Source organism: Chitinivorax sp. B (genome assembly GCF_005503445.1).
GTDB lineage: Bacteria > Pseudomonadota > Gammaproteobacteria > Burkholderiales > SCOH01 > Chitinivorax.
Genome location: NZ_SCOH01000002.1, coordinates 80,860 through 99,032, shown reverse-complemented (window position 1 = coordinate 99,032; position 18,173 = coordinate 80,860). Strand labels below are relative to the sequence as shown.

Sequence of the window (18,173 nt, the reverse complement as noted above, 5' to 3'; positions counted from 1 at the left end):
CACTTGTGGGGCGTGGCGCCGCGGGTCGGTGTATGAATACGTCGATAAGGCGTCGGAGATCGGGCAGAGGAGGTGCAAACCAGATGCTGATCCAGCATTGGGTATGAATGACCCTGAGGCCTTACAGAACAAACTGTTATTTGGGTCATTCATCACATCGTTCTGTTTGATCTGTTTTCGGGTTGCGCCTCAACTCGTAATCGGTCTATAGATTTGAATGTAAGATTACTACAGCGATATTGAAAAGTGCAAAGAAAATGCGGTGTGCTACGTAGTATCATTACATGATGGTGCAATATTGAACTTCATTAAATTGTTTGAAATCAATTTAATATGTGTTTTGTCGTTATTGTGGTGCATGGGAATGTAGCAAAACTAAAAATAGAGCTTGCATTTGGATTGTAGGAAAACTACCATTGCCGTGCCAGCAAGTCTGCTGGTATGTAATGAAATTGCCAGAGTCGAGTAAAGCATGCTGAATCAAAGAGTTGCCGAAGTCACTGCAAGAGTCCAGGCCCGTAGCGCGACACTGCGCGGAGCGTATATGCAACGGGTGGCTAGCGCTCGTGGCCAGGGGCCACTACGTGGGCATCTTTCGTGCACCAATCTGGCACACGGTTTTGCAGCAGCACCGACTGGCGACAAGATTCTGTTGCGTGAAATCCGCAAGGCCAACTTGGCTATTGTTTCTGCCTACAACGACATGTTGTCGGCGCATCAGCCCTTTGAGGCTTTTCCTGTCTGGATCAAAGAAGCTGCTCGTGAAGTTGGGGCAACTGCACAGTTTGCTGGTGGTGTGCCAGCGATGTGCGATGGCGTGACTCAAGGGCAGCCAGGTATGGAGCTGTCGCTGTTTTCGCGTGACGTGATTGCCATGTCGACAGCTATTGCGCTATCCCACAACATGTTTGATGCCACCTTGTGCCTGGGCGTGTGCGACAAGATTGTGCCGGGTCTGTTGATCGGTGCTTTGCAGTTTGGCCATCTTCCGACGGTGTTTGTGCCTGCTGGCCCAATGACATCCGGCCTGTCAAATGATGAAAAAGCGCGGATTCGCCAATTACATGCGGCCGGCAAGCTGTCGCGTGACGAGCTGCTGGAAGCAGAGTCCAAGGCCTATCATGGCATCGGGACCTGTACGTTCTATGGCACAGCCAATTCCAATCAGATGCTGATGGAAGTAATGGGCCTACATTTGCCTGGCGCGGCATTTGTCACCCCTGGTACACCATTGCGCGAAGCCTTGACCCGGGAAGCCGCCCGTCAGGCTGCCAGAATCACGGCACTGGGCGATCAATATATTGCAGTAGCAGATATTGTTGACGAAAAAGTGATCGTCAACGCAATTGTTGGCTTGCTGGCAACAGGCGGTTCAACCAACCACACCATTCATCTGATTGCGATTGCCCGTGCAGCCGGTATCGTGATCGATTGGACCGATTTTGACGAGCTGTCTGCGGTAGTACCGCTGTTGGCCCGTATCTACCCCAATGGCTCCGCGGATGTGAATCACTTCCATGCGGCAGGCGGCATGGGGTTCCTGATTCGCGAGTTGCTGGATGCAGGTCTGATGCACGAGGACGTGATGACAGTGCTGGGTCGAGGCCTTCGTCGTTATACACAAGAACCGTTCCTGCTGGATGGCGAACTGACTTGGCGTGATGCGCCTGTCGATAGTCTGGATGCCGATGTGCTGCGTAAGGCTGATGCACCATTCTCGGTAGATGGTGGTTTGAAGTTGTTACAAGGAAATCTGGGTCGTTCCGTGATCAAGGTATCGGCCGTGAAGCCGCAAAACCGTGTTGTTCATGCGCCAGCCATGGTGTTTGATGGCCAGGATGAGTTGTTGGCTGCATACAAGCGTGGCGAACTGGAGCGGGATTTTGTTGCTGTCATTCGTTTCCAAGGTCCTCGTGCAAACGGTATGCCGGAACTGCACAAACTGACCCCGACCTTGGCGAATCTTCAGGACAAAGGCTTCAAGGTTGCATTGGTGACCGATGGCCGGATGTCCGGTGCGTCTGGCAAGGTGCCGGCTGCTATTCATGTAACACCCGAGTGTGTTGCGGGCGGTCCGTTGGCCAAAGTACGCAATGGTGACCTTGTCCTTCTGGATGCCGAGCAAAGTGTACTCCGGGTAGATGTATCGGAGGCAGAATGGCTTGCTCGTGATGTTGCACGACCTGACCTGACTGCAAACGGTTTCGGTATGGGGCGAGAACTGTTTGGTGCCTTCCGCGCAGCGGCTACGGGTGCTGAATTGGGTGGAATGAGCTTCGGTTTTATGGAGTAAAGCCGCCGCTTGATGGCGGTAATGTGGTGGCTTCGCCGCCGTGAGTAATCAACCAGGATAAACGACCAATGGATATTCTCGCGATCATGCACAGTTCGCCGGTGATGCCGGTCATTGTCGTTGAGCGCATTGATCATGCCGTGCCCTTGGCCAAGGCGCTGGTGGCTGGCGGCATTCGTGTATTGGAAGTCACCTTGCGTTCGCCTATTGCCCTGGAGGCGATCAGTCTGATGCGTGAAGCGGTACCGGATGCCATTGTTGGTGCTGGCACAGTTACCAACCCTGGCGAGTTGAATTCAGCGGTTGAAGCCGGTGCACAGTTTCTGGTCAGCCCCGGCTTGACCGATTCGTTGGCCGAAGCCAGTAAGCACACCAGCGTGCCATTGCTGCCTGGCGTAATGACCCCGTCTGATGTCATGCGCGCGCGCGATGCTGGTTTTAGTCGCCTGAAGCTGTTCCCGGCACAACAGGCTGGTGGGGTTGGGATGCTGAAGGCGCTCGGTGGACCCTTTGCAGACATCATGTTTTGCCCAACCGGTGGTATCTCGCTGGCGTCTGCCCCAGAGTTCTTGTCCTTGCCAAATGTTGCTTGCGTGGGTGGTTCATGGCTGACACCTAAGACCCTGCTTGAAGGTGGGGATTGGGAGGCAATTACTAAACTGGCGCGGGAAGCAGCCGCGTTACGTGGATAAACAACTATAAAAACAAAACGCACTCACTGATGAAAGGAGGCGTCCCGCTACAGGGGGAGTTAAAAAAGAAGGCGAAGAATGAAAAACGGCAGGGGCATAACAAGAATAAATGTTTACCGTTTTTCTAGACGATTGGCTGCGTGAGGCGCCAGTCGTCCTTTCAACTTTCGGAGGGTGACATGAATCAAAAATTTAAAATCGCGTTGTCCGTAGCTGCTGTTTCTGCTGCGCTTGCGGCACAATCTTTTGCTGCTGGTGTTGATTTCCACGGCTATCTACGTTCTGGCGCAGGTAGCAGCTCTAAAGGGGGCAAGCAGGTTTGTTTCCAATTGGATGGCGCGCCGTCGAAGTATCGGCTGGGTAACGAATGCGAAACCTATGGCGAGTTGGCTTTCGATGCCGATTTGTACAAATCGGCGCAAGGTAGTGCGTACTTCAAGCTCCATACGATGGCTGCTTTCTCGGTGCCAGCAGATGGTGACTGGGAACAGGCTGATCCGTCATGGCGTCAGACTTGGACTGAGGTTGGTGGCTTTGGTGAAGGTGCGTTGGCTACTGCGAAGATCTGGGCAGGTAAGCGTTACTACAAACGTAACGATGTTCACCTGAACGACTTCTTCTACTGGAACAACTCAGGTCCTGGCGGTGGTATTGAAGATATTGATCTGGGATTCGGTAAGTTTTCTTATGCCTATATCCGTCGCGCTGACAGCAAGAACAGCAAGATTTCCCAGACGACCCACGATATGCGTCTGGAAGCCATTGGTTTGGGTACAGCTGGTACATTGGACTTGGGTTTGAATTTCGGTTCAAAGAACAACGTTGACAATAATGGTGATGGCAACAAGAACGGTACATCCGTGACTGTGCAGCACAATTTGCCATTAGGTGATAGTTGGAACAAGTTCATTGTTCAGTATGCAAACAAGAACATCGAACTGGATGGTTCTTCCTACCCAGGGGCTAACGACAAGAGCAAGTGGCGTGTTCTGGACCGCTTCTTCTTCAATGTTGGCAACCTGGATGGTGAAGGCCTCTTGGGTTACACCAAGGTCAAGGATGGTGATAGATGGTTTACAGCAGGTGTGCGCCCGGTCTACCACTTCAATGAGCTGTTCAGCTTGGCGTCAGAAGTTGGTTACGACCGTGTGAAGCCAAATGCTGGTGATACTCGCAATCTATGGAAGGTTACCATTGCACCGCAGATTTCTGCTGGCAAGAGCTACTGGTCCCGTCCAACCATCCGTGCCTTTGTTACCTACGCGAAGTGGAACAAGGAAGGTGTAGCCGGTGGCGACGTGTTCAAGGACAAGACCAATGGCACGTCCTACGGCATCCAGACCGAAGCTTGGTGGTAAGCCGAATTTAAGTTAAGCAAGTTTCCTTCTTAAGCTCCTCCCAGAGGGTTAGCGGCGGCGGGTATTGATCTCCGCCCGTTCGCCGCATTTTTTCTTTCTGCAATGCAATGTGCCTGTGCCACGGGCATATCGGATTGCATGAAGGCATATAAAAATGACACAGGCAGGTAAAAATTGGTGGCGCGGGGGGGTGATCTATCAGATCTACCCTCGCAGCTTCGCAGACAGCAATAATGATGGCGTGGGTGATTTGCCCGGCATCGTCGAGAAATTGCCTTATGTGGCAAGCCTCGGTGTCGATGCCATCTGGATTTCGCCGTTCTTCAAATCGCCGATGAAGGATTTCGGTTACGACGTATCGGATTACTGTGATGTCGACCCGTTGTTTGGCAATTTGGCTGATTTTGACCGTTTGATTGCTACGGCACATGCCTTGGGGCTGAAGGTGGTGATAGACCAGGTGTTGTCGCACACGGCCGATCAGCACCCCTGGTTCAAGGAATGCCGCCAGAGCCGCACTAATCCGAAGGCAGACTGGTATGTGTGGGCAGATGCCAACCCGGATGGCACACCACCGACCAATTGGCTGTCGGTATTTGGCGGTTCCGCCTGGCAGTGGGATGCCAGACGGAAACAGTACTATCTACACAACTTTCTGCAAAGCCAACCGGATCTGAACTTCCACAATCCAGATGTACAGGATGCCATTCTAGCAACCATCCGTTTTTGGTTGGCTCGTGGTGTGGATGGGTTCCGGTTCGACGCCTGTAATTTCCATTTCCACGATAAGCAACTGCGTAACAACCCACCTGCTGCCAATCGGGACAGCATGACCGTGTCAGCTGAGAATCCTTATGGCTTCCAGCGCCATCTATATGACAAGACTCAGCCTGAAAATCTGGCGTTCCTGCAGCGTGTACGTGCTTTGCTGGATGAGTACGGTGCTGCCAGTGTAGGGGAAGTGGGTGACGACGATTCACTCACCGTGATGGCGGCCTACACCAATGGCGGTGACAAGTTGCACATGGCCTATAGCTTCAACTTACTGACGCAGGATGGTTCGCCGGCGTATATTCGTAAGCAGGTTGAAGAGCTGGAAGCCAAAATTGGTGATGGCTGGGGGTGTTGGTCGATTGGTAATCATGACGTGCAACGCGTGATGACTCGCTGGGGCAAAGGCGAAACCAATACCGATCTGTCCAAGATGTTGCTGGCTATGGAAACCAGCTTGCGTGGCAGTGTCTGTCTGTATCAAGGTGAAGAATTGGCACTGACTGAAGCGAATATTCCGTTTGAGCTGTTACAAGATCCCTACGGTATTACATTCTGGCCCGAATTCAAAGGCCGTGATGGTTGTCGCACGCCGATGCCTTGGCAACAGTCTGCGGACAATGGTGGGTTCTCAACAGTATCCCCATGGTTACCTGTACCAAGTGAGCACCGGGCCCGTGCTGTTGACGTGCAAGAGAAGGATGCAACATCGCCTTTGCATTTCTTCCGTGCTTTCCTGAGATGGCGCAAGACGCAACCTTTGTTACTGGATGGCGCAATTCGCTTTGTCGAGACACAGCCAGAGGTATTGGCTTTTGAACGTAACCAGGGCGGTAACGCTTTGCTGGTCTGTTTCAATTTCAGTGCACAGCCACAGCATGTGGCCATACCGGCCGACATGACGTTGGCGCCAATTGAAGGACATGGCTTTACCAGCCGCATTGACGGCAGATCAATTGAATTGCCTGCTTACTCGGCATTCTACGGACACATCAACCGCACCTGAGTAGACGCGGATCGTAATCTAGAGGCAGACGACATGGCTGAAGTAATTCTCAAGGGTATTCGCAAGGCGTATGGCGATATTGAAACATTGCACGGCATTGATTTGAACATCAAAGATGGCGAGTTCGTTGTGTTTGTCGGGCCATCTGGCTGTGGTAAGTCAACTTTGTTGCGCACCATTGCCGGTTTGGAGGACATCACGGCGGGTGAGTTATACATCGGTGGTCAGTTGTGCAACGACATTCCGCCTGCCAAGCGCGGTATAGCGATGGTGTTCCAGAGCTATGCGCTGTATCCGCACATGACTGTGGCTGAGAACATGGCGTTTGGTCTGAAACTGGCAGGGGCAAGCAAGCAAGAGATGAATGCGGCTGTGGAACGCGCCGCCAAGATTCTGCAAATCGAACACCTGTTGGCACGTAAACCCAAGGCCTTGTCGGGTGGGCAACGTCAACGGGTGGCTATTGGCCGCGCCATTGTCCGCAAGCCCAATGTGTTTCTATTCGATGAGCCGCTTTCCAATTTGGATGCAGCTTTGCGTGTGCAGATGCGTATCGAGATCGCCAAACTACATCGTGAATTGGCAACCACCATGATTTATGTCACACATGATCAGGTGGAAGCGATGACACTGGCGGATCGGATCGTTGTGCTGAGTGCAGGTAAGGTTGAACAGGTTGGCCACCCCATCGAGTTATACAACCATCCTTGTAACCTGTTTGTAGCTGGTTTTATCGGCTCGCCGAAAATGAACTTCGCACCGGCCGAACTGGTATCGGCTGACTATAAGACGGCCCGTGTGAAATTGCACAGTGGTGATGTGATTCGTGTGGCAGTGGATGCATCCCACTTGCCAACCGGCAGCAAAGTGACGGTGGGTATTCGCCCTGAGCACGTTGTGGCTGATGGTGTGTTGGGTGACAACGTATTGCACGGCAAACTTCAAGTGGCTGAACACTTGGGGGACGTGACCTATTTGTATATCGATGTGGCGGGCGCGGACGACCATCTGGTTGCTCGTGCTGCGCCAGATAACCGTGCGATGCGTGGTGAAACGATCACGCTTGGTCTACCTGAACAGCATTGTTACCTGTTCGACGACAAAGGCCTGGCTTGCAAGCGCACGATCGAAACGAGTGAAACTGCACAAGAAAAAGTCGCTTGAAAGCGGATCAACGACGTGTTGGGCAAAGCGCGTCAGGTATCAATGTAAATTTGGCAGACACCACCACCCCGCTTTGGGGCCAAAAACGTAGAAGGAGATGTAAATGTCCTCAGCAGGTGACAAGATGAAATATGCAGTAGCGGCAGCCGCCGTTGCCTTCGCCTTTGCCGGTACTGCCCAGGCAGCCGAGCAGGGCAAGCTGTTGGTCTGGATCAACGGAGACAAGTGCTACAACGGCCTGCAAAAGGTCGGTGAAGAATTTGCCAAGAAGACGGGCGTTCAGGTCACAGTCGAGCATCCGGAAGATGCGCCGAGCAAATTTCAGCAAGCCGCCGCAGCTGGTAAAGGCCCTGACATTTGGATTTGGCCGCATGACCGCATTGGCGAGTGGATCCAGTCCGGCCTGATTGTTGATCTGAAGCCATCCAAGAAGATTCAGGGCGAGATTGACCCGTTGGCATGGAAAGCCTTCACTGTGGGTGGCAAGACTTATGGTTACCCGATGTCGATCGAAGCAATTGCGCTGATCTACAACAAGGATCTGGTTAAAACTCCGCCAAAATCCTTTGATGATGTGTTGAAACTGGATAAGGAACTGCAGAAACAAGGCAAGCGTGCCATTCTGTGGGACTACACCAATACCTACTTCTCCTGGCCCCTGCTGGCCGCTGGTGGCGGTTATGCCTTCAAGGCCAAGGCTGATGGTACCTACGATGCCAATGATACCGGTGTGAATACTGCAGGTGCCGTCAAGGGTGCGGAAGCCATCATGAAGCTGATCACGGCAGGTGCCATGCCAAAGGGTGCCAGCTATGCAGACATGGAAGCGGGTGTGAATCAGGGCAAGATCGCCATGATGATCAACGGTCCATGGGCGTGGGATAACTTGGAAAAATCCAAGCTGAATTTCGGTGTTGCCCCAATCCCGACTGTAGATGGCAAGAAGGCTGCACCATTTGTCGGCGTACTGGGTGCCATGATCAACCGTGCTTCACCCAATAAGGATCTGGCAGTCGAGTTCATTGAAAACCACATGTTGAGCATGGCTGGTTTGAAAACATGTAATGCAGATGTGCCACTGGGCACCCCTGCGAACAAGGCCTTGTTCAACGAATTGAAGGCCAACCCGAATATTCAGGCCACCATGGCTTCTGCACAAGCCGGTGCACCAATGCCGAATAATCCGGAAATGGGGCGCTTCTGGTCGTCGATGAACTCCACGTTACAGAACGTGACACAAGGCCGCCAAAGTGTGAAGGAAGGCTTGGACGCAGCCGCCAAACGGATCGTCAGCAAATAAGTAATCACGTAGTGATCGACCCGCTGTCTGGTTTAGGCCAGCGGCGGGTTTTCACGGTAGGTAATGCGAATGCCACAGGTGTTCGCGCAGAGGCCGGTCAATGGCCCGTATAACAAGCATGGCGCAGTGCCACGCCCCACAGCGGAGGCGCCTGACAGATGGGTGACAAACCATGCGCTTGCAGGATATTCCCCCTGGTCAGCGGGATGAGCTGGCTCGGCCTTCGGGTCGTCAAAAGGTAGTGAGAGGGTATATGGGTAGGTCGTTAGGAGTCTTGATCGGTAAGGGTGCGTTGGTAGCAATGCTGCTGGCTGCGCTCTATGGCGTAGTGATGGTGTATACCGCTGGCCAGCCGGTTCTTGCATTGGCTGTATTGGCCGTGATTTGCCTGGCGGCTTATGTGTACATGTCGCCACGTGCGTATGCCTACCGTTATTTGTTCCCCGGTTTGGCAGGGATTGCAGTCTTTGTATTGTTGCCACTGGTGTACACCATCGCCATTGGCTTCACCAATTACAGCTCCAAAAACCTGCTGACGTTCGATCGTGCCACCCAGTACCTGATGGATGAAACCTATCGGGCAGAGGGTGACAGTTTCGCATTTTCGTTGCATGCCGATGGTGAGGCTTATCGCATTCGCCTGGAAGATAGCCAGAAGGGTGATGTCTTTGTCAGTAATGCATTGGCGTTGAAAAAAGTCGAACCGCTGAAGCTGGAAATGCAGCCTTTTGATCAGGCCAAGATCGTCTTGGGCGATGCAGTGCAATTGCGTGAATTAATCAAGCTGCAGGCTGCGTTAAAGGCCATTTCAGTCGCTATGCCAGGTGGCAAGCAGGCGTCCATGTCCGGATTGCGCGAGTTTGCGCCGGTTCACAAGTTGTATGTGCAAAACCCAGATGGCGCGTTGGTGAATCAGGAAACCAATGACATCCTTCGTCCCAATTTCACTACCGGCTTCTACGAGAATACCAAAGGTGAGCAGGTGCAGCCTGGCTTCAAAGTGAATGTCGGTTTTGCCAATTTTACACGTATCTTCACGGACCCAGCCTTCCAAGAGCCATTTGCCCGTATCTTCTTGTGGACGGTGGTGTTCTCGGGTTTGACCGTGGTATTCACGCTGGGTGTGGGTATTGTGTTGGCGGTCGTACTGAACTGGGAAGCACTTCGTTTCCGTGGCTTGTACCGTACCATGTTGTTCCTGCCTTATGCAGTACCGGGTTTTATCTCGATTTTGGTGTTCAAAGGCCTGTTCAACCAGAGCTTCGGTGAAATCAATATGATTCTGGATGCCTTGTTCGGTATCAAGCCGGCTTGGTTCTCCGACCCATTCCTTGCCAAGGTGATGATCTTGATCGTAAACACCTGGCTAGGTTATCCATACATGATGGTGTTGTGTATGGGGTTGATCAAGGCGATTCCGTCCGATTTGTATGAGGCTTCTGCGATTGCCGGGGCTGGGCCGTTGACCAACTTCTTCAAAATCACCGTGCCGTTGATCGTCAAGCCGATCACCCCATTGTTGATTTCTGCTTTCGCTTTCAATTTCAACAACTTTGTGTTGATCAGCTTGTTGACATCAGGCCGTCCAGATTTCCTGGATACCAAAGTGCCCGCGGGGACAACCGATTTGCTGGTGTCCTACACCTACCGGATTGCCTTTGAGGATTCCGGCCAGAATTTTGGCCTGGCAGCAGCAATTTCCACGGTTATTTTCATTTTGGTGGCAGCATTGTCGTTGGCTAATTTGCGCCTGACCAAGGTGAACCAGACTGAAACTCGTTAAACGGGCCGGGCATCAGAGTCAAGGATAGGGAGTATCAAACATGGCTGTTGTATTGGATAAATCGCATCGCTGGCGGGTGGTGGTGGCGCATATTGGTATTATCGCCTTCATCGCACTGATCATGTTCCCGTTTGTGATGATTCTGTCGATCAGCTTGCGACCGGGTAATTTTGCCGCCGGTAGCATCATTCCGGAAACCATCAGCTTCGAGCACTGGAAGCTGGCATTGGGTATTTCCTACCAGGGGCCGGATGGCAGTCTCGTTCAGCCGCCATTTCCGGTCATGCGTTGGCTATGGAACTCAATTAAAGTGGCCACAATGTCCGCAGTAGTCACACTGCTGCTGTCGACTACTTGTGCATTTGCCTTTGCGCGGATGAAGTTCCCGTTCAAGAATCAGACCATGACAGCCATGCTGCTGATGCAGATGTTCCCTGCAGTTTTGGCGCTGGTGGCGATCTTTGCCATTTTCGACCAGATCGGTACTTACATTCCCTGGTTGGGCATTGATAGCCATGGTAGCTTGGTACTGGCTTACGCTGGTGGTATTGCCATGCACGTTTGGACCATCAAGGGCTATTACGACACCATTCCAGCCGAAATAGAAGAAGCAGCCAAAGTAGATGGTGCTACCCCATGGCAAGCCTTCAGATTGGTGCTGCTGCCGATGGCGCTACCTATTTTGATGGTGGTCTTTCTGCTGGCTTTCATCAACGCCATTATCGAATACCCGGTGGCGTCAGTTCTGTTGCATCAACAGGAAAACCTGACACTTGCTGTCGGTTCCAAAATGTTCCTTTACCCGCAAAAGTATATGTGGGGCGATTTTGCCGCTGCCGCAATTCTGTCTGGCTTGCCCATCACCGTGGTATTCCTGATCGCCCAGAAATGGATGATCTCGGGTCTGACTGCTGGCGGGGTGAAAGGTTAAGAAACATCCAATCCAATAGATGAACGAAGCTGTGCAGGTTTTCACCCATAACCTGCCACAGCGATTACTCGGCAGGGGCAAACAATAACAACACCAACACAATCACATGATTTGAGGAGTGAACAATATGCTGAGTAAACGTAATTTCTTGAAATGGGCACTGGTAGCAGTATGGTCCGCCAGCGCATCGCTGACGCTCGCTGGCGAACAGCCAGATGATGTCGTCACCATCCATTATTCCCGCCCAGACGGTGCTTATGAGGGCTGGGGGCTTCATGTTTGGCGCAGGGAAGGCGGTACGCCAGATATGCCGTTGGATGGAGTGGATTGGCATAATCCAGCGAAGATCAGTGGCAAGGACGATTTTGGTGTGTACTGGCAACGCAAGGTGGCTGAATTTGGCAAGTCCGGCGTGGTCTATTACATCATTCACAAAGGTGATCGTAAGGAGCAAGGTGGTAAGGATATGCAGTTCGATACCAAACAGACCCGAGAAATCTGGGTCAATGCAGGCGACCGCAATATCTACCTATCACTGGAAGCTGCACTGAAAGCGCGCCAGAACTAATCTTCGAGCGGCCTGATATAGGGCCGCCAATTTTGGAAGCAGACTTATGTCGATTGGCGAACACGATTCTCGTCTGATTCTTGGCTCCTGGCGTGTACTGGATTGGCAGTACAGCACATCCGAACTGTTGAATTTCATTGAGGCCTGCCTTGACTTGGATGTATCCACACTCGATTTTGCTGATATTTATGGCGATTACGACGCAGAAACCCGTTTCGGCGAAGTCTTTGCAATAAAACCTGGCTTACGTACACGTCTGCGCTGTATTGGCAAGACAGGTATCAAACTACTATCCAGCAAATTTCCCGAGCGACAAGTCAAGCATTACGACACCAGTCGCGGCCATATTGTGGCGGCGGTTGATCAAACCTTAACAGCCTTGCATACCGATTACCTGGATACCTTGCTGATCCATCGCCCAGACCCACTGATGGATGCGGATGAGGTGGCCGAAACCTTTATAGCATTGCGTAATGCTGGCAAAGTGCGTGAATTCGGTGTGTCCAATTTCTCTCCTTCCCAGGTAGAGCTATTGCAATCACGTTTGCCTTTCCCGCTGGTAGCCAACCAGATTGAGATATCACTGGGTCATACCGCACCGTTGTTCGATGGTACGCTCGATCAATGCCAACGTTTGCGTATCACGCCACAGGCGTGGTCTCCATTGGGCGGTGGCCGCTTATTGACGCAGGATTCGCCAGTTAAACAGATCGCACTCGATGTTGGCAGGGACCTGGGTGGTGCATCGTTGTCGCAGGTGGCTTTGGCTTGGTTGCTGGCTCACCCGGCCCAAATTCAACCCATTCTCGGGACCGGAAAACTGGCCAATGTGCAGGATGCCGTCCGTGCCAGCCAGTTGGAGCTGAGTCGTGAGCAGTGGTTCATGTTGTTGGAGGCTACTTTGGGACACGAAGTGCCCTGATCCAGATCAACGTATGCAGTGCGCTGACACGGCAAACTGATGTAAACAGGTCGGTTGACTCGCTGGCTTGAAGGAAAATGGAAAATTGCTCTCCCCCACGGAGCGATGGAAACGGCAGCCCGATCGTTATAAATAAAGAAAATCGAGTGCTGTCCTGATTGCAACGTAACCCACCTCAAAGGTGCACGGCAGGGGCTAAGCGCCGGAGAGGGTATTCGCCTTGTAGGAGAGAAGTTCATGACCATTCGTCTTGCCATCAACGGTTATGGCCGTATTGGCCGCAATACACTGCGTGCGTTGTACGAAGCCAAGCGCAACGCCGAGTTTCAGATCGTCGCCGTCAACACACTGGGTGATACCAATATCAACGCTCATCTGACCCAATACGATACCGTGCATGGCCCATTCCATGCCGAGGTGTCGGTGGACGGCAATGACATGATTGTCAACGGCGATCGCATCAAGTTTCTGTCTGAACGTGATCCGGCCAAGTTGCCTTGGGCGGATTTGAATGTCGATGTGGTGCTGGAATGTACCGGCCTGTTCACCAGCAAGGAAAAGGCTTCAGCCCATCTGGCGGCTGGCGCTAAGAAGGTCATCATCTCTGCGCCGGGCGGCAATGATGTTGACGCGACGATTGTGTATGGTGTCAACCATGCAGTGCTCAAACCTGAATATACGGTCATCTCCAATGCATCTTGTACTACCAACTGCTTGGCACCGGTGGTAAAAGCGTTGAATGATAAGTTGGGTATTGTTTCTGGCTTGATGACTACCGTGCATTCCTATACCAATGATCAGGTACTGACGGATCTGTATCACAGTGATTTGCGTCGCGCTCGTGCGGCCACACATTCAATGATTCCGACCAAAACAGGGGCAGCGGCGGCAATTGGTTTGGTGATGCCGGAACTGGTGGGTAAGCTGGATGGGATGGCGGTGCGTGTACCGACAATCAATGTCAGCTTGGTGGATCTGGTGTTTCAGGCAGCTCGCGAGACAACCAAAGATGAAGTGAATGCCATTGTGAATGCGGCAGCAGAAGGCCCACTCAAGGGAATTTTGAAGGTCAATACCCTGCCGCTGGTGTCGGTCGATTTCAACCATAATCCGGCTTCGAGTATTTTTGACGCGACACAGACTAAGGTGATTGCCGGTACCCAAGTCAAAATCATGGCTTGGTACGACAATGAATGGGGGTATTCGAACCGGATGTTGGATACCGCCAAGGCCTTGATGTCCGCGGGACGTTAAGCCAAAATCGGCAACGGCGCCATGTGGATGGCGCCATTATTTTTTTACAACAAACAGGGTTTTCTTATATTCATATCAACAACGCTATTGGGGTAAGCATACTGGAACACAAAGCCTAAACTGGGTGCACATCAGTAAGGCCAATGCTTTTCTCCTTGGATCGGTGTAATCCTAATAATGAGAGAGTGGAGGGTGGCTATGAGTCAAAGAAATATCAACTATTATCCGTTACGCGGCGCTTTATTGCTCGCAAGCCTGCTGTTATCGAGTGGGGCACACGCTTGGGAAAGCGGCAAGCTACTGATTTGGATCAACGGAGACAAAGGCCACAAGGGTTTGCAGAAGCTGGCCGATGAGTTCACTAAGAAAACTGGCATTCCTGCCAAGGTGGAACATCCTGATGACGCGCCCAACAAATTTACCCAGGTCGGCGGTACCAAAGCTGGGCCGGATGTCTGGATCTGGCCACATGACCGCATCGGTGAATGGATTGGAAAGGGCCTGTTGAACCCGGTCAAACCAACTCCAGCCCTGCAAGAGGAAATTGTGAATGTAGGCTGGGATGCTTTCATGGTGGAAGGCAAGCAATGGGGATATCCGATTGCGGTGGAAGCGATCAGCCTGATTTACAACAAGGATCTGCTCCCCAATCCGCCCAAGGCGTTCGAGGATATCCCCGCCTTGAACGATAAGCTGAAAGCACGTGGTGTGCGCGCCATTGGCTGGGAATACACCAGCCCTTATTTCAGCTGGCCATTAATGGCGGCGAATGGTGGTTTCGTATTCCCTCGTGATACCCGTGGTAACTATCAGTCGGGCGAAACCGGGGTCAACAAGACTGGGGCTGTTATCGGTGCTGAAATGTTGGTGACGTTGATCGATAAAGGTGTGTTGCCAGCAAATGGCATGGCTTATGCCGATGCAGAGCGTTCCATGAAGGAAGGACGCCAAGCCATGTTCATATCCGGACCATGGGCGTGGGATGGTTTGAGGGCCGCCAAGATCAATTTTGGTGTTGCCCCGTTACCGTCCATCAAAGGCAAACCGGCTAAGCCATTTGTTGGTGTGCTGGGTGCCATGATTTCAGCCAGGACGCCCAATCAGCCAGCCGCCATCAATTTTATCGAGAACTTCTTGTTGAAACCGGATGGCCTACGCAAGGTGAACGAGGACGTGCCAATTGGGGTGCCGGCCCATAAAGGTTATTTCTGGGAGCTTTATAACGATGAAAAAATCCGAGCCTCGATGGATGCTGTGCATTCTGGCAAGCCGATGCCACACAATCCGGAAATGAATCGCTTCTGGGGTGCCATGAGCACTGCTTTGCAGCAGATGACTACCGAGCTCACTACACGAAAGAAGCCACAGGAAGCGTTGGATCAAGTAGCCAAAACGGTATTGTCCAAATAGATACTGGGGCTGCTCTCTAAGAGCCTGTTCAAAGTCTTAGTGCGTGACCACGATCGGGGGCTCATGTGCTGCTCAACATCCTCATGTATCACCCATACATGCCGGTTTTTGCGCTGTGCTTCACTCTGCTGGTGGCCGCTCATCACAGACCTTGAACAGCTTCTAACAGGGCAGGTGCATGTTGCCGGTCCTGTGACGACAAAATACTTCGAGGTCAGAATTATTCATCACACGGCTGTGATGTTGTTCCGGTTGGTGTAAAAGGTAACCAGAAGGTCAGAATCGAACCACCTCCCTCACGAAGCTCCGCATGGATGTCCCCGCCATGACCACGAATGATTTCCCGTGAGATAGCCAAGCCTAGACCACTACCCCCCGATTCGCGTGATGTACGGCTGCTCTGCACAAATTTGTCGAAAATTGCTTCCAGTTCGTCAGGTGGAATGCCAATCCCACGATCCAGCACTCGAATGACTGCACGTGGGGGCGATTCAATGCTGGTATGCAATTCAATAATGACTTGTTCGTGTTCTTTGCTGAATTTGATGGCATTGGACAACAAGTTGCGGATGACCTGGCCAATTCGCAATCGGTCAAAGCAGAATGCGGGATCATTGTCATCGGTTTTTAATACCACCGTCAGTGCCTGTCGCTTGGCTAGTTCATCCAGTTCAACCATGACTGATTCAATGATGGGGCGCAGTGGTTGTTCGCTCAAACTGAATGCCATCTTACCGGACTCCAGTCGCGTGACATCCAGCAAGTCGTTCACCAAAGCCAGCATGCGCTCACCGGAATCAGCAATGTTCGAAAAATAACGTTTCAGCTTGTCTGGTGGGGCTTGCTCTGCCTTGTCCAACCCCAAGCGTGCAAAGCTGAGAATGGCATGCATGGGGGTGCGTAGCTCATGCGACATATTTGACAGGAACTGTGTCTTGGCCTGATTGGCAGCATCGGCTTTCTCTTTGGCGGCAACCAGATCCGCTGTTTGCAAGGCAACCTGTTCGACCAGATAGTCCCGTGCTTGGCGCAACTCAATTTCTGCTAACTTACGGGCGGATACGTCCCGAGCCAACCAAACCACCGCATTCTGCGCGGCATGTTGTGGTAATCGTGCCGTACGGCCTTCAAACCAGTAGAGTTGCCCTTGCAGCATCAAGGGGTATTCGTAAACTTGCGTATCGCCAGTGTCCAAGCATCGGCCAACGGCCAATAGGATTTCGCGCGAAATATCTTGTGGCAGGGCTTCCGCCACATTGGTGCTGCGGCGGTTATTCATGGCAAACAAGGCTTGATTGCCAAATGCCTCCAGTACATTGCCATCTCGATCCAACACAAAAATGGCATCTGGAATGGCTGCACTGATTGCTTGCAAGCGGGCTTCGTTGGCCAAAACCAGTTCAACCTGGGTCGCCAGATCCTGTGCGCTGCGCTGGAGTTGTCGGTCACGTTCACCCAATGATTGGGCCATGGCGGTGAAAGAACTCGCCAGTTGTCCGATCTCGTCATGATGAGGCCAATTGATGCGGATATTCCAGTCGCCACCGCGTACCCGCTCCGTTGCACCCAACAGGGATTCAAGTGGGGCAATGACTTGCCGCCTGAGCACTAATCGAATCAGCAGTAGTTCCAGAATCAGTGAAACAGCACCCAAGCCTAATACGAACGAGGCGTTGTCGAATGCCAAACGTTGAAGCAACGATTTGGGATAGACCGTGACGAAAATCCAGTTTGGGCCCTCAATGCGCGTGACGCCCAGAAAATACTGTGAATCTTCAGTCTCGACAATGGTTGGCGAACCTTGTGTTTTAACCGCGGCATTAACGATGCTGGTGAGTGTTGCATCATGCAATTTGACTGCATTCAGGTTGCCGCCTGCTTTGCGAATCTGTTCCATTAGCGTGGGGTGGGCAAGCAGCTCGCCATCATGGCGCAGAATAATGTTATACGTACCCGTCAGCTGTTCATTGACCGTGCGCTTGACCATGTCATCAATCACAATGTCCTGTCCGGCCGACATCACCCAGCGATTGTCGACATCGCTTGGCGTGACGTGCGAAACCATCCATTTCTTGGCACCCTCGTCAAAATAGATGCCTGTCCAGAAAGGGCTGCGCTGTGGATTCTTGGATACCGTGGAACGCCACACCGTTTCATAGGTATAGATATCGGTCTCGCGCGTTGCAGCCAAGCTCCAGTCCACAAATGGGGCATAGTTGACCGACAACTGCTCGGGCATGTTGATAAAGCTGTCGATGAAGCGGTTGGTAGTCAACAGACCCCAGTCAGACAGCAGTTGGTAGGCGATGACCAATCGCCGACGTAAGTCAGGCGTTAACGAGACATCATGGCGAACAAAAACGGTGGCTTTGGTCCGAAAATCGTTGAGCTCTGGTTTGACGCGGACCAAGCCATCAGGGTAACGCTGGAATATTTCGTTGAATTCTGTTTGGGGGTCATACTGCCCCATGGCTCGCAAACGTCGCATGAACTCGTTCGCCAGCATTTTGGTCTGAATTTCAGCCAGTTTGAAATGTTCGCTTTCGCCACGGCCTCGCGCATCCACATAGCCCTTCAAACCGTTGAGCATGCTTGTTTGAAGTGTGGAATAGAGGTGCCAATAGGCCAGCAGTGTGGCCGTGACAATGACAACCGCAATGCGGACACCCATTCGGGTGAGCGTACGGCCAGCAAGAGAGGAGTGGCGAATGAGCATTAGGT

Annotated in this window: 13 protein-coding genes; 12 read left to right on the top strand and 1 reads right to left on the bottom strand. The window is 52.2% G+C overall.

Going from position 1 to position 18,173, the window contains the following annotated elements:
• Positions 1–472: 472 nt before the first annotated feature.
• From edd to malE (FFS57_RS01810), 12 genes are all read left to right on the top strand, one after another.
• Positions 473–2,293 carry a phosphogluconate dehydratase gene (gene edd / locus FFS57_RS01865; RefSeq protein ID WP_137936054.1) on the top strand — a complete coding sequence of 607 codons (1,821 nt, stop codon included), beginning with the start codon at positions 473–475 and terminating at the stop codon, positions 2,291–2,293.
• A gap of 68 nt (positions 2,294–2,361) precedes the next feature.
• Complete coding sequence (locus FFS57_RS01860) at positions 2,362–2,985, top strand: bifunctional 4-hydroxy-2-oxoglutarate aldolase/2-dehydro-3-deoxy-phosphogluconate aldolase (protein WP_137936053.1); 624 nt, start codon at positions 2,362–2,364, stop codon at positions 2,983–2,985.
• Positions 2,986–3,164: 179 nt separating this feature from the next.
• Positions 3,165–4,343, top strand: a complete 1,179-nt coding sequence (locus FFS57_RS01855; RefSeq protein WP_137936052.1) for a maltoporin — start codon at positions 3,165–3,167, stop codon at positions 4,341–4,343.
• Between the two features lie 154 nt (positions 4,344–4,497).
• Positions 4,498–6,120: an alpha-glucosidase gene (locus FFS57_RS01850; RefSeq protein WP_137936051.1), complete on the top strand. Its 1,623-nt coding sequence runs from the start codon at positions 4,498–4,500 to the stop codon at positions 6,118–6,120.
• Positions 6,121–6,153: 33 nt separating this feature from the next.
• The gene (locus FFS57_RS01845; RefSeq protein WP_137936050.1) at positions 6,154–7,284 is read left to right on the top strand and encodes an ABC transporter ATP-binding protein; all 1,131 of its coding nucleotides are present in this window, start codon (positions 6,154–6,156) and stop codon (positions 7,282–7,284) included.
• A gap of 103 nt (positions 7,285–7,387) precedes the next feature.
• Entirely contained in the window at positions 7,388–8,584 is a 1,197-nt protein-coding gene (malE, locus tag FFS57_RS01840; protein ID WP_137936049.1) for a maltose/maltodextrin ABC transporter substrate-binding protein MalE, read from the top strand.
• Between the two features lie 253 nt (positions 8,585–8,837).
• A complete protein-coding gene (gene malF, locus FFS57_RS01835; protein ID WP_137936195.1) occupies positions 8,838–10,367 on the top strand; it encodes a maltose ABC transporter permease MalF in 1,530 nt (509 codons plus the stop codon).
• Positions 10,368–10,407: 40 nt separating this feature from the next.
• Positions 10,408–11,298 carry a maltose ABC transporter permease MalG gene (gene malG / locus FFS57_RS01830; RefSeq protein ID WP_137936048.1) on the top strand — a complete coding sequence of 297 codons (891 nt, stop codon included), beginning with the start codon at positions 10,408–10,410 and terminating at the stop codon, positions 11,296–11,298.
• A 127-nt stretch (positions 11,299–11,425) separates the two neighbouring features.
• Positions 11,426–11,866, top strand: a complete 441-nt coding sequence (locus FFS57_RS01825; protein ID WP_137936047.1) for a pullulanase-associated domain-containing protein — start codon at positions 11,426–11,428, stop codon at positions 11,864–11,866.
• Between the two features lie 46 nt (positions 11,867–11,912).
• Positions 11,913–12,788 (top strand): aldo/keto reductase, encoded by an 876-nt coding sequence (locus tag FFS57_RS01820; RefSeq protein ID WP_137936046.1) that lies wholly within the window; start codon positions 11,913–11,915, stop codon positions 12,786–12,788.
• Between the two features lie 237 nt (positions 12,789–13,025).
• Positions 13,026–14,042: a type I glyceraldehyde-3-phosphate dehydrogenase gene (gap, locus tag FFS57_RS01815; RefSeq protein ID WP_137936045.1), complete on the top strand. Its 1,017-nt coding sequence runs from the start codon at positions 13,026–13,028 to the stop codon at positions 14,040–14,042.
• Between the two features lie 198 nt (positions 14,043–14,240).
• The gene (gene malE / locus FFS57_RS01810; protein ID WP_137936044.1) at positions 14,241–15,452 is read left to right on the top strand and encodes a maltose/maltodextrin ABC transporter substrate-binding protein MalE; all 1,212 of its coding nucleotides are present in this window, start codon (positions 14,241–14,243) and stop codon (positions 15,450–15,452) included.
• A gap of 220 nt (positions 15,453–15,672) precedes the next feature.
• On the opposite strand, the gene FFS57_RS01805 is transcribed toward malE (FFS57_RS01810), so the two are convergent.
• Positions 15,673–18,168, bottom strand: a complete 2,496-nt coding sequence (locus FFS57_RS01805; protein WP_137936043.1) for a cache domain-containing sensor histidine kinase — start codon at positions 18,166–18,168, stop codon at positions 15,673–15,675.
• Positions 18,169–18,173: the final 5 nt, after the last annotated feature.

Excerpts from the sequence above, each read along its gene's own strand:
- edd (WP_137936054.1), top strand. The coding sequence starts at position 473 with ATGCTGAATCAAAGAGTTGCCGAAGTCACTGCAAGAGTCCAGGCCCGT.
- FFS57_RS01860 (WP_137936053.1), top strand. The coding sequence starts at position 2,362 with ATGGATATTCTCGCGATCATGCACAGTTCGCCGGTGATGCCGGTCATT.
- FFS57_RS01855 (WP_137936052.1), top strand. The coding sequence starts at position 3,165 with ATGAATCAAAAATTTAAAATCGCGTTGTCCGTAGCTGCTGTTTCTGCT.
- FFS57_RS01850 (WP_137936051.1), top strand. The coding sequence starts at position 4,498 with ATGACACAGGCAGGTAAAAATTGGTGGCGCGGGGGGGTGATCTATCAG.
- FFS57_RS01845 (WP_137936050.1), top strand. The coding sequence starts at position 6,154 with ATGGCTGAAGTAATTCTCAAGGGTATTCGCAAGGCGTATGGCGATATT.
- malE (WP_137936049.1), top strand. The coding sequence starts at position 7,388 with ATGTCCTCAGCAGGTGACAAGATGAAATATGCAGTAGCGGCAGCCGCC.
- malF (WP_137936195.1), top strand. The coding sequence starts at position 8,838 with ATGGGTAGGTCGTTAGGAGTCTTGATCGGTAAGGGTGCGTTGGTAGCA.
- malG (WP_137936048.1), top strand. The coding sequence starts at position 10,408 with ATGGCTGTTGTATTGGATAAATCGCATCGCTGGCGGGTGGTGGTGGCG.
- FFS57_RS01825 (WP_137936047.1), top strand. The coding sequence starts at position 11,426 with ATGCTGAGTAAACGTAATTTCTTGAAATGGGCACTGGTAGCAGTATGG.
- FFS57_RS01820 (WP_137936046.1), top strand. The coding sequence starts at position 11,913 with ATGTCGATTGGCGAACACGATTCTCGTCTGATTCTTGGCTCCTGGCGT.
- gap (WP_137936045.1), top strand. The coding sequence starts at position 13,026 with ATGACCATTCGTCTTGCCATCAACGGTTATGGCCGTATTGGCCGCAAT.
- malE (WP_137936044.1), top strand. The coding sequence starts at position 14,241 with ATGAGTCAAAGAAATATCAACTATTATCCGTTACGCGGCGCTTTATTG.
- FFS57_RS01805 (WP_137936043.1), bottom strand. The coding sequence starts at position 18,168 with ATGCTCATTCGCCACTCCTCTCTTGCTGGCCGTACGCTCACCCGAATG.